Origin of the sequence: Streptomyces sp. CB01201, assembly GCF_002803085.1 — a bacterium.
GTDB lineage: Bacteria > Actinomycetota > Actinomycetes > Streptomycetales > Streptomycetaceae > Streptomyces > Streptomyces hundungensis.
Window position 1 is genome coordinate 129,909 of sequence record NZ_NNBJ01000012.1, and the last position, 13,837, is coordinate 143,745.

The window sequence follows — 13,837 nt, forward strand, 5'->3', positions numbered from 1 at the left end:
GGGGACCGGCCGCGAGGCGCTGTGGTTGGCGGGGCGCGTCGGCACTACCTTCGGGGGTGAAGGAGGGGCGCACATCGCGGTGTGCCCACCCCGATACGTACGTCCCCTGCAAAGGTGGAAGCGTGAAGGCAATCCGTCGATTCACCGTGCGCCCTGTCCTGCCCGACGCCCTGAGGCCGCTCAGCGATCTCGCGCGCAATCTGCGCTGGTCCTGGCACACCGAGACCAGAGAACTCTTCCAGTCCGTGGACCCCGACGGCTGGCGGGCGGCCGGCGGGGACCCGGTGCGGCTGCTCGGCTCCGTCGGTGCCGCCCGGCTCGACTCGCTCGCCCAGGACCGTCGCTTCCTGCGCCGGCTCACCGCCGCCGCCGACGACCTCGACGACTATCTGCACGGCCGCCGCTGGTACCAGGAACAGAGCGGCGAACTCCCTTGTGCCATCGGCTACTTCTCGCCCGAGTTCGGCATCACCGCGGCCCTGCCCCAATACTCCGGCGGCCTCGGCATCCTCGCCGGGGACCACCTCAAATCCGCCAGCGACCTCGGCGTACCGCTGATCGGGGTCGGCCTCCTCTACCGGCACGGCTACTTCCGCCAGTCGCTCTCGCGCGAGGGCTGGCAGCAGGAGCACTACCCGCTGCTCGACCCCAATGAGCTGCCCGTCTCGCTCCTTCGGGAGGAGGACGGCAGCCCGGCCAGGGTCTCGCTCGCGCTGCCCGGCGGGCGCGCGCTGCACGCCAACGTCTGGCTGGCCCGGGTCGGCCGGGTGCCGCTTCTGATGCTCGACTCGGACGTCGAGGACAACGCGCCCGGCGAGCGCGACGTCACCGACCGGCTGTACGGCGGCGGCAGCGAGCACCGGCTGCTCCAGGAGATGCTGCTCGGCATCGGCGGGGTGCGCGCGGTGCGCACGTACTGCCGTCTCACCGGCCACCCGGCGCCCGAGGTGTTCCACACCAACGAGGGCCATGCCGGGTTCCTCGGGCTCGAACGCATCCGTGAACTCGCGGGCGAGGGGATGGAGTTCGACGCCGCGCTCGAATCGGTGCGGGCCGGGACCGTGTTCACCACGCACACCCCGGTGCCGGCCGGGATCGACCGCTTCGACCGCGAGCTGGTCGCCCGCCACCTCGGCGACGACGGCGAGCTGCCGGGTGTCGACGTGGAGCGGATCCTCCGGCTCGGCATGGAGACCTACCCCGGCGGCGAGCCGAACCTCTTCAACATGGCGGTCATGGGACTGCGGCTCGCCCAGCGCGCCAACGGGGTCTCGACCCTGCACGGCGCCGTCAGCCGGGAGATGTTCGCGGGGCTCTGGCCGGGCTTCGACGCGCAGGAGGTGCCGATCACCTCCGTCACCAACGGGGTGCACGCCCCGACCTGGGTGGCGCCCGAGGTCATGCGGCTCGGCGCCCGCCAGATCGGCGCGGGCCGCACCGAGGACGCGCTGAGCGTGGGCGGCTCGGAGCGCTGGGACGCGGTCGCCGACATCCCGGACGCCGAGATCTGGGAGCTGCGCCGGGAGCTGCGCGAGCAGCTCGTCGTCGAGGCCCGCGAGCGGCTGCGCGCCTCCTGGCGCCAGCGCGGCGCCGGATCGGCCGAACTGGGCTGGATCGACGGGGTGTTGAGCCCCGACGTGCTCACCATCGGCTTCGCCCGGCGGGTCCCCTCGTACAAGCGGCTCACGCTGATGCTGCGCGACCGGGACCGGCTGATGGAGCTGCTCCTGCATCCGACCCGGCCGGTGCAGATCGTCGTCGCGGGCAAGGCGCACCCGGCCGACGACGGCGGCAAGCGCCTGGTCCAGGAACTGGTGCGGTTCGCCGACGACCCGAGGGTGCGCCACCGGATCGTGTTCCTGCCCGACTACGGCATGGCAATGGCGCAGAAGCTCTACCCGGGCTGCGACGTCTGGCTCAACAATCCGCTGCGCCCCTTGGAGGCCTGTGGGACGAGCGGCATGAAGGCGGCCCTGAACGGCTGCCTCAACCTGTCCGTCCTGGACGGCTGGTGGGACGAATGGTTCGAGCCCGACTTCGGCTGGGCCATCCCGACCGCCGACGGCGCGGCCACCGACGAGGACCGGCGCGACGAACTGGAGGCCAACGCGCTGTACGACCTCATCGAGGACCGGGTCGCCCCGCGCTTCTACGACCGGGGCGCGGCCGGCCTGCCGGACCGCTGGATCGAGATGGTCCGCCAGACCCTCACCACGCTCGGCCCGAAGGTGCTCGCGGGCCGGATGGTGCGGGAGTACGTGACCCGCCTCTACGCGCCCGCCGCCGCGGCCCATCGGGTCCTGGACCCCTCCACCGCCGGGGAGTTGGCGCAGTGGAAGGCGCGGGTGCGCGGTGCCTGGCCGCGGGTCGCGGTCGACCACGTCGAGGCACTGGCCCCGGTCGCGGCCCCGAACGGCACCGCGGAACTCGGCTCCACCCTCGCGCTCAAGGTCCGGGTCGCGCTCGGCGAGCTCGGGCCCGACGACGTGGAGGTGCAGGCCGTGGCGGGCCGGGTGGACGCGGCCGACGCCATCGCGGACGCCGAGACCTTCCCGCTGAAGCCGACGGGCGGCCCCGATCTGGAGGGCCGCTGGATGTACGAGGGGCCTCTGGCGCTCGACCGCACGGGCCCGTTCGGCTACACGGTCCGGGTGCTTCCGGCCCACCGCCACCTCGCGACCCACGCGGAGCTGGGCCTGGTGGCCGGCCCGACCGGGACGACCGGGGAGGGCGCGGGCGTGCTCATGCGCTGAGCCCGGTCCTGCTGCACCCGGACATGGGCGGTGCCCGGAGCCTCGTGGGCTCCGGGCACCTTCACTTTCCGGCCAGCCGCCTGGTCAGAAGGTGAGCTTGAAGTCGGTGATGGTGCCGACGTCCTGCCGCGCCTTGTCCTGGACCTTCAGCTTCCACACGCCGTTGGCGGCGACCGCGGAGGCGTTGACGGTGTACGTCTTGTTGAGGTTCTTCGTCGAGTCCGAGGAAGAGCTCTGGAGACGGTACGAGGTGCCGTTCGGGGCCACCAGGTCGATCTGGAGGTCACCGATGTAGGTGTGCGTGATCTTCACGCCGACCTGGAGGGCGGCCGGCGCGTTGCCGGTGATCCCCGAGACGGTGACCGGCGAGGTCACCGCGGCACCCGGGTAGTCCGGGATGGCCACACTGGCGGTGTTCTCGAAGACCTTGCCGCCGGGGTTGCCGCCGCCGGCGCGGGCGCCGACGTTGATGGCCGCCCAGGCGTTGGTGATGTTGGTGACCTCGGCGCTGTTGGCGCCGTACAGCTCGGTCGCCGCGGCGATGGTGCCCGCGCGGGCACCCGCGTAGTCCGTGCTGGAGTTGAACTTGGTGGTGAGCGCCTTGTACCAGATCAGCTGCGCCTTGTCCCGGCCGATGCCGGTGACCGGAAGGCCGTCCGAGGTCGGCGAGTTGTAGGTGACGCCGTTGATGACCTTGGTGCCGCTGCCCTCGGAGGCCAGGTAGAACCAGTGGTTCGCCGGGCCCGAGGAGTAGTGGACGTCCAGGTTGCCGACGCCGGAGTACCAGCTGTCCGCGGAGCCGCCGTCCTTGCTCGGCTTGTCCATGTAGCGCAGCGGGGTGCCGTCACCGTTGATGTTGATCTTCTCGCCGATGAGGTAGTCACCCGGGTCCGACGCGTTGTTCGCGTAGAACTCCACCGAGGTGCCGAAGATGTCGGAGGTGGCCTCGTTCAGACCGCCCGACTCGTCCGCGTAGTTCAGGCCCGCGGTCGCGGCGGTGACGCCGTGCGACATCTCGTGGCCGGCCACGTCGAGCGCGGTCAGCGGGTCGTTGTTGCCCGTGCCGTCGCCGTACGTCATGCAGAAGCAGCTGTCGTCCCAGAACGCGTTGACGTACGCGTTGCCGTAGTGGACGCGGGAGTAGGCGCCGACGCCGTCGCCCCGGATGCCGCTGCGGCCGAAGACGTTCTTGTAGAAGTCCCAGGTCACGCCCGCGCCGTAGGCCGCGTCCGCACCCGCGGTCGCGGCGTTGGAGTTGGTGCCGTCACCCCAGGTGTCGTTGGTCTGGGTGAACAGCGAACCGGTGCCGGACGTACCGTGGTTCAGGTTGTACGTCTTGTGGTTGCCGCGCGTGGTGTCGGTCAGGGTGTAGTTCGACCCGGACTGCGAGGTGTTGAGGGTGACCTGGCCGCTGTAGCGGGTGTTGCCGACACCGGTCTCGATGCCCTGCCACTGGTGCAGCTTGGCGCCCGTCTTGGCGTCCGTGATGACGTGCAGCTGGTTCGGGGTGCCGTCGTCCTGCACTCCGCCCACGACCGTCTCGTACGCGAGGGTCGGCGCGCCCTTGACCATCCAGATGACCTTGCGGGCGCTGTCGGCCTTGTCGGCCTTCGAGCCCGCGGCCTTGGCGGCCTTGAGGGCCTGGCCCTGGGCGGTGGCCGGGGCGCTCGCGGGGGCGGCAGTGGAGACGCCCTGGAGCTGCGCGCTGTTCGCCTTGAGCACATCCTTGGTCTTGCCGGCCGCGGTGTCGACCATCAGGTCGCCGCCGAGCACGGGCAGACCCTGGTAGGTGCGCTCGTAGCGGGTGTGGACGGTGCCGTCCTGGTCCTTGGACACGTCGTGGACGACGAGCTTCTCCTGCGCGCTGAGACCGAGGTCCTTGGCCGTGGCCGCCGTGGTGGCCGTGGCCTGGCGTATGAGCTCGGCACGCTGGGAGGGGGTCAGACTCACGGGCAGGGCGCCCGTGTTGCGTACTGCCTGGGCCTTCACGGCCGCGGCGGCCGCGGAGTCGTCGGGGCGTGCGCTGGCGCTACCTGCCTGGACGCCGACACTGAGCATGGCGGCTGCGGCGATCAGGGCGCCGGTGGCGGTGGCACGACGACGATGCGTGGATCTCACGCGAACTCCTTCTGCGAGGGGGTTCCGGTCGACTGGGTGGGGCCGGCCGGGCAGAGCAAAGCGGAGCGAGTACGGCAACGAGATGTGGTGCGTGAAAACTTCGTGCGTGGAACGGGGGAAGAGTGCCAGCAGTGGAGAACCGGTGTCAGGAGCGCGTCAAGAAGTTGGCCGAAAACCGTCCGTTGTCCGAAGGTCGTCGTTCGTTAAGCGGACGTTTCACGGATGTGTGCTTCGACGCCGTCGAGGAGTCGGGCCAGCCCGAACCCGAAGAGCGAGTCCAAGTCCAGCTCGAACGGCTCGTGTTCGAAGATGGTGGTCAGGACGGGGAAGCCGCCTCCTGACACGATGGCCGCAAAGCGCCCCTCGTGGCGGTCCATCCACTGGTCACCGGAGACTCCGGTGTCCTGGACGGCCTCGCCCTCCAACTCCAGCGCCACGCCCAGTCCCTGGACGAAGGCGATGAGCGACAGGTGCACATGCATCACCTCGTGCACACGCAGTCCGGTGCCGCGCAGTGCCTGCAGCACCCACTCGGTGTACTTCATCGCCCGGGGCATCGGGTGCGGCCGGTTGAAGGAGGCCATCGCCCGGGCCATCCAGGGGTGCCTGCGGTAGGCAGACCACAACTGCCCTGTCGCGCGCTCCAGTTGGGCCCGCCAGTCGGCGGCCGGGTGCCCGAGCGACATCTCCCCGAACCCCGCGTCCGTCATCAGGCGGACGAGCTCGCCCTTGCTCGCGACGTGCCGGTACAGGGCCATCGTCGACGTGCCGAGATCACTCGCGATCCGGCGCATCGACACCCCGGCCAGCCCCTCGGAGTCCGCGATGCGCACGGCGACGCGCACCAGCGCCTCGCGGCTCAAGGGCGCCGCGCCCTCGTGCGCGGCACGCGCCGACGTCACCTCGGCGACGACCGTGCCCACTCCGGGCACCGCCCGCACCAGGCCCTCCCGGGCGAGAGCGGCCAGCGCCTTGGTCGCGGTCGCCATCGCCACCCCCGACTCGCGCACGATGGCCCGCGTGGACGGCACCCGGTCACCCGGCGCCAGCTCGCCCGAGGCGATGCGGCGCCGGATGCCGTCGGCGATGGCGAGGTAGGGCGGCAGCTCGGTCACGGCCGGAGTGTACTAGTGCGCCGGACGGCGTCCTGCCAGCTGATACACGGGTGCTTCAGGGGTGCACCAGCCCTGTCGTTGCGATGTACGCGGCCGCGCTGTTCGCTCCCCGCATGGACACCACGACCGGCCCCCTCGCGGGCCGCACCGACCCGGCGCCGCCGCGTGCCGGACGCAGGGAATGGACCGCGCTCGCCGTCCTCATGCTGCCCCTGCTGCTCGTCTCCATGGACGTCTCCGTCCTCTACTTCGCCATCCCCTTCATCAGCGAGGACCTCGCGCCCAGCTCCACCCAGCAGCTGTGGATTCTCGACATGTACGGCTTCGTGCTCGCCGGCCTCCTCATCACCATGGGCGCCCTCGGCGACCGCGTCGGCCGCCGGCGGCTCGTGCTCGCGGGGGCGGCCGTGTTCGGCCTGGCCTCGGTGGCCGCGGCCTATGCCGACTCGCCCCAACTCCTCATCGCGGTGCGGGCGTTGCTCGGAGTGGGCGGGGCCGCCCTGATGCCCTCCACGCTGGCCCTGATCCGCAACCTCTTCCACGACGCCGGGCAGCGCGCGCGGGCGGTCACCGCCTGGACCGGCGTCATGACGCTCGGCATCTCCTTCGGGCCGGTCGTCAGCGGCGCGCTGCTCGAACGCTTCTGGTGGGGGTCGGTGTTCCTGATCAACCTGCCGGCCATGGTCCTGCTGCTGGTCCTGGCACCCCTGCTGCTGCCCGAGGTCAAACAGCCCCCGGCCGGCCGCTTCGACTGGGTGAGCGCGGTCCTCTCCCTCGCGGGGCTGCTCCCGCTGATCCAGGGCGTCAAGCAACTGGCCCGGAACGGAGTCGGGTTGCCGCCCCTCCTGTCCGTCGTCGCCGGACTGGCGCTGCTGTACGTGTTCGTCCGCCGCCAGTCGAGGCTCGCCCACCCCCTGGTGGACCTGGAGCTGCTGCGCCGGCGCACGTACGGCGGGGCGGTGCTCGCCAACCTCTTCGCCATCGCGGCGACCGTGGGGATGGCGGTGTTCCTCACCCAGTACCTCCAGTCCGTGCTGGGCCAGAGCCCGTTCCAGGCGGCCCTGTGGAGCCTGGTGCCGGCCCTCGGGGCGTGCGTGGGGGCGCCGGCCGGGGCGGTGCTCGCGCGGCGCTTCGACCGGGGGTGGGTCATGGCGACCGGCTTCGCCGTCTCGGCGTGCGGCTTCCTCGCGCTCACGCGGGTGCGTACGGACTCGGCACTGTGGTTCACGCTCACGGCGTGCGCGGTCTACACCTCGGGGCTCGTGGCCGCGATGGCCCTCGCGAACGAACTGGCCCTCGGGGCGGCGCCGCCCGACCGGGCCGGGGCCGCGGCGGCGGTCATGGAGTCCGGGCAGGAGCTGGGCGGCGCGCTCGGGATGGCGGTGCTCGGCTCGATAGGCGCGGCGGTCTACCGCCACGGCATGGCCGGCGCGCCGAGCGCGGCACGCGAAACGCTGGGCGGGGCGCTGTCGTCCCTACGGGGCCCCGACTTGGCCCCCGCCCTGGCGTCCTTCACCCGCGGCCTCGACTGCGCGGCACTGGGTGCGGCGGTGCTGATGGCCGGGGCGGCGGGGGTTGCGCTCGCCCGGCTGCGGGGGCCTCGACTTGAGGGGGTGCCCTCGCCCCCGGGGAGGTGAGGCGTCCCGGCCTCGGGGGGTTTGGGGTGCGGGGGGTTGGTGGTGCTTTGCGCAGTTCCCCGCGCCCCTCAGGGGGTGGGGGTGGTCGGTTTGGTGCGGGCTGTCCGTGGCTGGTCGCGCGGTTCCTCGCGCCCCTGGGAGCGTGATGTCCTCGTGCTGGTCCGGGAAGGATGCCTTCGGGGGCGCGGGGAACTGCGCGAACGGCCCCCACTGGTCCGCAGTCGAAGGGTTTGGGGCGGTGGGCTCCGCTTCTCCGTGCTGAGCGGGGCGGCGTGTTCAGGGGCGCGGGGAACTGCGCGAACGGCCGACGCGGTCCGCGGGTGAAGGGGCGGAGCTGGGGGCCTGCCCCCGGGGTGCTGGGTGGAACGGCGTTCCAGGGGTGGGCGGCCCCGCGGTCTGCGGGCCAAGGGGCCCGGGGGAATTGGGTCGCCCCGGGGATGGCGCGCGGGTACTGTTCGGCGGCCGGAACCGAAGCGTACGAGGAGCACTTCATGAACGACCCCCGCACGGGCCCGCCCCACTGCGGCGACGAACGGGAAACCCTGCGCGCGTTCCTCGACTACCACCGGGCCACCCTGGCCATGAAGTGCGCGGGGCTGGACGACGACGCCCTGCGGCGGCAGTCGATGCCCCCGTCCACCCTCTCCCTGCTCGGCCTCGTCCGGCACATGGCGGAGGTCGAACGGGCCTGGTTCCGCCGGGTGTTCGAGGATCAGGACGCACCCATGGTGTGGTCCGACAAGGTGGACTTCCAGGCCGCCTATGACGCGAGCCGCTCCACCCGCGCCGAGGCGTTCGCCGCCTGGGAGGCCGAGGTCGAGCACTCCCGCAAGGTCGAGCGGGAGGCCGAGTCCCTCGACCTCGTGGCCGTCCAGCCGCGCTGGGGCGAGGACGTGTCGCTGCGCATGGTGATGCTGCACATGATCCTGGAGTACGGGCGCCACAACGGCCACGCCGACCTCCTGCGCGAGGGCATCGACGGCACCGTGGGCGCCTGAGCCCGCGCACCGGCAGGCCGCGGCCCGCCACCCGCGCCTCAGCGCCAGGCGATGTTGCGCCAGGGGCTGGCCTCGTGCTCGGTGAGGATCCGGTGCGCGGTCAGGTTCCCCTGGTAGTAACTCCCGTACGATTCCCCGTCGAAGCGCAGCACCCGCCCGAGCGCGTACGCCGCCGAGAAGCCCTCCCAGGAGCGGTACGCCGACCGGCTCAGGGCCCCCGCGTGCACGATCGCCTGCTCCGCCTCGTGCGGGGTGCAGAACCGGGCCGCGAGCCCCCAGCGCGCCAGGTTCACGGCCCGCCCGTAGTCGTAGGCGACGGCGGTGGTGACCCGGCCGTCCGGCGGCAGCAGGCCGTCCGCCCGGAACCGGGCCTCGTAGCGGATGATGCGCCGCACCAGCTCCTCGATCTCCCGGACGGCGTCATGGCCCACCCCGATGTCCTGGGCGTGCCCGGCCGCCGTCTCGCGCCACAGCTCCGCGGGCGGCGCCTCGTCCAGGCCAGCCCGCAGCTCCTCGCGTACGCGCAGGACGAAGTCGGGCTCGGCTGGGCTGTTGCGCGCGTCGAGCAGCGCGTCCAACTGCTGCTGCCAGTGCGCCCGTTCGGTGATGCCCCACGAATCGCGCAGCATGCGGAGTTGTTCGGTGTATTCCCGGTAGACGGAGCCCACCTCGTTCCACGGGACGTCGTTGCTGAGCGCCAGATGCGCGCCGCAGGCCAGCCCGTACGCCAGCGGGCCGCGCAACGCGCCGTGGCGCAGGCCGATCAGGCGGGCCGGGCGGTCCACCTCCACGTGGAGCCGGCGCCAGTGGGCGAGGTGGTCGGGCCCGGTGGGCAGGACGGCCTGGGCCGGAGTGCCGGCGTTGACCGCGAGCAGGGCCCGCCCGTCCAGGAGGCCGGAGTCGGCGATCCAGCGCAGGGACACCCCGTGGAACACCCAGTCCGGATGCCAGGGCGGCAGCATCCCCCGGGTGAGCACCGGCTTGATCCGCCGGCCTGACGCGTCCCGGTAGGCGGGCCAGTGGATCCGGTCGGGCCGGGCGTCGACCTCGGCCTTCGGCGCCGCGATGTACAGCTCCTCGCGGGCGAGCACCCGCAGCTGCGCCGCCACATCGCCGCGCAGCCCCGCCGTGTGCAGCAGCCACTCGGTCTCCGTCGGCGCCGCCCAGTTGGTACTCGTCCCCGTTGCCACGCCCCCGATCCTACGGAACCCGGTCCCGGTTGCCGCCCGGCAGGTACCGGAAACCCGCAGGTGGGGGTGGGCTCCCGGTCCTTTCGGCACGCTCAGGCCAGGCTGTCGCGCCAGGCGCGGTGCAGGGATGCGAAGCGGCCGGTGCCGGCGATCAGGTCCCCGGGGGAGCCGTCCTCGACGATCCGGCCCTGTTCCATCACCAGGACCCGGTCCGCGATCTCGACCGTGGAGAGCCGGTGCGCGATCACCACCGCCGTGCGGCCGTTGAGGACGGTGTGCATGGCGCGCTGCACCGCCCGCTCACCCGGGATGTCCAGCGAGCTGGTCGCCTCGTCGAGGATCAGGACGGCCGGGTCGGCGAGCAACGCCCGTGCGAACGCGACCAGTTGGCGCTGGCCCGCCGAGATGCGACCGCCCCGCTTGCGGACGTCGGTGTCGTAGCCGTCCGGCAGGCTCGCGATGAAGTCGTGTGCGCCGATCGCCTTCGCCGCCTGCTCGATCTCGGCCCGGGTGGCGTCCGGGCGGCCGATCGCGATGTTCTCGGCGACCGTGCCGGAGAACAGGAAAGCCTCCTGGGTGACCATGACGACCCCGCGCCGCAGGTCCCGTACGGACAGCTCGCGCAGATCCGTCCCGTCGAGCAGGACGTGGCCGGCCGTCGGATCGTAGAAGCGGGCCAGGAGCTTGGCGAGGGTGGACTTGCCCGCGCCCGTCGAGCCGACCACGGCGACGGTCTGGCCGCCCGGAATGGTCAGGTCGAAGCGGGGCAGCACCTCGCCGCCGGTGCGGTAGCCGAAGCCGACGCCCTCGAAGTCGACCCGGCGGCCCGGGAGTTCACCCGCCGCCCCGGGCAGCGGGACCGGCCGGGCCGCCTCGGGGACCGACGGCGTCTGGGCGAGCAGCCCGGCGACCTTCTCCAGGGACGCGGCCGCCGACTGGTAGGAGTTGAGGAACATGCCGAGCCGGTCGATGGGGTCGTACAGGCGGCGCAGGTACAGGACCGCGGCCGCGAGCACGCCCAGTTCGAGATCCCCGTCCGCGACCCGCGTCGCGCCCCACAGGACCATCGCGGCGACCGCGATGTTGGCGGTGAGCCGGGAACCCACCACATACCGGGCCATCTCCAGGAGCGCGTCGCCGTTGGTCCGCTCGTGGCGCTGGTTCAGCACCTTGAACTCGGCGTCGTTGGCCCGCTCACGACGGAACGCCTGCACCGGCCGGATGCCGTTGAGCGTTTCGGCGAACTTGACGATCACCGCGGCGGTCGCCGTGGACCGGGCCGCGTACACGACCCCGGCGCGGCGCTGGTAGCGGCGGATCAGGAAATGCAGCGGCAGGTAGGAGGCGACGGCGAGTGCGCCGATGCCCCAGTCCAGCCAGAGCAGCATCGCGCAGATGTAGACCGAGGAGAGGATCACCCCGATCAGCTCCTGAAGGCCCTCGCTGAGCAGTTCGCGCAACGACTCGACGTCGGTGGTGGAGCGCGAGATCAGCCGGCCCGAGGTGTAGCGCTCGTGGAAGTCCACGCTCAGCGCCTGAGCGTGCCGGAAGATCCGGCCGCGCAGATCGAGCAGCACGCCCTGGTTGACGACCGCCGAGGCCCGTACGAACGCGTACTGGAAGAAACCGGAGGCCAGCGCGCACAGCACATATCCGACGCCGACGGCGATCAGCGGGCCGTGGTCGTGGGCCCGGAAGGCGGGGACGCCCCGGTCGATGGCGTACGCCACGAGCAGGGGGCCCGCCTGGGCCGCCGCCTGCTGCACCACCAGCATCAGGGTCGCGATCACCACGCCCCGGCGCAGCGGGCGCAGCAGTGAGCCGAGCAGGGCCCTGGTCGCTCCGGGCGGCGCGGGCAGCTCGTCCCGGTCGAAGGGATCGCCGTCCCCGGCGGGCCTCAACTCCTCGTCGCCCGTGGTCTTCTGCTCCCCGACGGTCGTGGTCATCGCCGGTCCTCCCCCTCGTCGTGCCGGACATCTGCGCCGGACATCAGCCAGGCGTATTCGGCGCTGCCGCGCAGCAGTTCCTGATGGGTGCCGACGGCGCTGATGCGGCCCTCCGAGAGCAGTGCCACCCGGTCGGCGAGCAGCACGGTGGAAGGGCGGTGCGCGACGACCAGCGCGGTGGTGTCCTGGAGCACCCGGCGCAGCGCCGCCTCGACCAGTGCCTCGGTGTGGACGTCCAGGGCCGACAGGGGGTCGTCGAGGATCAGGAACCTCGGCCGCCCCACGACCGCCCGGGCCAGCGCGAGCCGCTGGCGCTGGCCGCCGGACAGGCTGAGCCCCTGCTCGCCGACCTGGGTGTCCACGCCCTGCGGCAGCCGCCGGACGAACTGGGCCTGCGCGATGTCGAGCGCCCGCTCCAGATCGTCCGGACTCCCGCCGCCCATCGCGACGTTCTCGCCGACGGTGGCGGAGAACAGGGTGGGTTCCTCGAACGCCACGGAGACGAGACCGCGCAGCCGGTCCCGCGTCATGTGCGCGATGTCCTCGCCGTCGAGCGTGATCCGCCCGCCGCTGACCTCGTGCAGTCGCGGCACGAGCGCGGTGAGCGTGGTCTTGCCCGACCCGGTCCCGCCGACCAGGGCCATGGTCTCGCCCGGCCGTATGTGCAGATCGATGCGCGCGAGGACAGGGGCACTGCCGTCGGCGGCGTCGGGGTAGCGAAAGGCGACCCCTTCGAACCGGATACCGGCCGTCCGACCGGCGGCGCGGGGTTCCAACTCGGCGCTGGACGACCCCAATTCGGCCCCTCCGGCGTTTGAGGAGCGGGGGTCCGGAGGCAGCGCCCCCGGTGCAAGGTCCGCAGGCGAAGCAGCGGCGGAGGCGGGTCCCGGGGCGGAGCCCCGAGGGGCTTCCAGGGGTTCCAGCGGTTCCAGGGAAAAAGGCCCTTGATGGGTGCCCGGGGGCAACTTCCCCGGGGGGTGACTCGTGGAGGCGCCCGGCGCCTCCGCTTCCTCCTGCGCGTCCATCGCCTCGAAGAAGCGGGCCGTAGCCGTCGCCGACTCCTGGCTCATCGCGAGCAGGAACCCGATCGACTCGACCGGCCAGCGCAACGCGAGGGCCGTGGAGAGGAACGCCACGAGCGTCCCGGCCGAGAGGTCGCCGTCGGCCACCTGCACCGTGCCGAGCACCAGGGCCGCGCCGATGGCGAGTTCGGGGATCGTGGTGATCAGGCCCCACAGCCCCGCGAGCAGCCGGGCCTTCGCCAGCTCGGTGCCGCGCAGCCGCTCGGAGAGTTCACGGAAGGCCAGCGCCTGGCTGCGGTGCTGCCCGAACCCCTTGATGATGCGGATGCCGAGCACGCTCTCCTCGACAACCGTCGTCAGATCGCCCACCTGGTCCTGCGCCTGCCGGGCGACCAGGGAGTAACGCGTCTCGAAGAGCGAGCAGAGGACGACCAGCGGAATCACCGGCACCAGCAGCACCAGGCCGAGGCTCCACTGCTGGGACAGCAGGATCGCGAACCCGGCCAGAATGGTGACCGCGTTGACGACCAGGAAGGTCAGCGGGAACGCCAGGAACATCCGGAGCAGCATGAGGTCCGTGGTGCCGCGCGACAGGAGCTGGCCCGAGGCCCAGCGGTCGTGGAAGGAGACCGGAAGGCGCTGCACATGCCGGTACAGATCGGCCCGCATCTCCGCCTCGACGCTCGCGAGCGGCCGCGCCACCAGCCATCGCCGGTACCCGAAGAGCGCCGCCTCCGCCAGGCCGAGCAGCAGCAGGTACAGCGCGCCGAGCCACACGCCGCCGGGATCGCGGTCGGCCACCGGGCCGTCCACGATCCACTTCAGGACGAGCGGGATCACCAGACCGAGACAGGAGGCGACAATGGCCACAAATGCCGCGCTGAACAGGCGAGTTCGTATGGGGCGTACATACGGCCAGAGCCTCAGGAGTGAGCGCGTGGCCGACTGGTCCTTGATAGCTGCATGTGTTTCGGACATCAGGGCCGAGCCTACGGACGGGCACCGACAGTGCCCACCGAGTTTCGGCCGGGCCCGGCTGGTCCGCTGGTCCTAGGACC

Annotated in this window: 8 protein-coding genes; 3 read left to right on the plus strand and 5 right to left on the minus strand. The window is 72.2% G+C overall.

Annotated features, from left to right (window positions below; all coding sequences use genetic code 11):
• Positions 1 to 122: 122 nt before the first annotated feature.
• Positions 123 to 2,753, plus strand: coding sequence for an alpha-glucan family phosphorylase (gene glgP, locus CG740_RS25090; RefSeq protein ID WP_100577524.1), 2,631 nt, complete (start codon positions 123 to 125; stop codon positions 2,751 to 2,753).
• 84 nt (positions 2,754 to 2,837) lie between these two features.
• On the opposite strand, the gene CG740_RS25095 is transcribed toward glgP, so the two are convergent.
• Together CG740_RS25095 and CG740_RS25100 are read right to left on the minus strand one after the other, a co-directional pair.
• Entirely contained in the window at positions 2,838 to 4,871 is a 2,034-nt protein-coding gene (locus CG740_RS25095) for a M4 family metallopeptidase (protein ID WP_100577525.1), read from the minus strand.
• 203 nt (positions 4,872 to 5,074) lie between these two features.
• Entirely contained in the window at positions 5,075 to 5,986 is a 912-nt protein-coding gene (locus CG740_RS25100; protein WP_100577526.1) for a TetR/AcrR family transcriptional regulator C-terminal domain-containing protein, read from the minus strand.
• Between the two features lie 113 nt (positions 5,987 to 6,099).
• Between CG740_RS25100 and CG740_RS25105 the strand changes: the two genes are divergently transcribed.
• Positions 6,100 to 7,623 carry an MFS transporter gene (locus CG740_RS25105; RefSeq protein WP_234376475.1) on the plus strand — a complete coding sequence of 508 codons (1,524 nt, stop codon included), beginning with the start codon at positions 6,100 to 6,102 and terminating at the stop codon, positions 7,621 to 7,623.
• A 491-nt stretch (positions 7,624 to 8,114) separates the two neighbouring features.
• Positions 8,115 to 8,621, plus strand: coding sequence for a DinB family protein (locus CG740_RS25110; protein ID WP_100577633.1), 507 nt, complete (start codon positions 8,115 to 8,117; stop codon positions 8,619 to 8,621).
• Between the two features lie 38 nt (positions 8,622 to 8,659).
• Here CG740_RS25110 and CG740_RS25115 read toward each other — a convergent pair whose 3' ends face one another.
• The 3 genes from CG740_RS25115 to CG740_RS25125 all read right to left on the minus strand — a co-directional run bounded on the left by CG740_RS25115 (position 8,660) and on the right by CG740_RS25125 (position 13,757).
• Positions 8,660 to 9,811 (minus strand): DUF1266 domain-containing protein, encoded by a 1,152-nt coding sequence (locus tag CG740_RS25115; RefSeq protein WP_234376476.1) that lies wholly within the window; start codon positions 9,809 to 9,811, stop codon positions 8,660 to 8,662.
• A gap of 92 nt (positions 9,812 to 9,903) precedes the next feature.
• Positions 9,904 to 11,757, minus strand: coding sequence for an ABC transporter ATP-binding protein (locus tag CG740_RS25120; RefSeq protein WP_100577527.1), 1,854 nt, complete (start codon positions 11,755 to 11,757; stop codon positions 9,904 to 9,906).
• Complete coding sequence (locus CG740_RS25125; protein WP_100577528.1) at positions 11,754 to 13,757, minus strand: ABC transporter ATP-binding protein; 2,004 nt, start codon at positions 13,755 to 13,757, stop codon at positions 11,754 to 11,756. Before CG740_RS25125 ends, CG740_RS25120 begins: the two co-directional genes overlap by 4 nt.
• Between the last annotated feature and the right edge of the window lie 80 nt (positions 13,758 to 13,837).

What these genes read in the sequence shown, in the direction of transcription:
- CG740_RS25110 (WP_100577633.1), top strand. Translation starts at nt 8,115, where the DNA reads ATGAACGACCCCCGCACGGGCCCGCCCCACTGCGGCGACGAACGGGAA.
- CG740_RS25105 (WP_234376475.1), top strand. Translation starts at nt 6,100, where the DNA reads ATGGACACCACGACCGGCCCCCTCGCGGGCCGCACCGACCCGGCGCCG.
- CG740_RS25120 (WP_100577527.1), bottom strand. Translation starts at nt 11,757, where the DNA reads ATGACCACGACCGTCGGGGAGCAGAAGACCACGGGCGACGAGGAGTTG.
- CG740_RS25125 (WP_100577528.1), bottom strand. Translation starts at nt 13,757, where the DNA reads ATGTCCGAAACACATGCAGCTATCAAGGACCAGTCGGCCACGCGCTCA.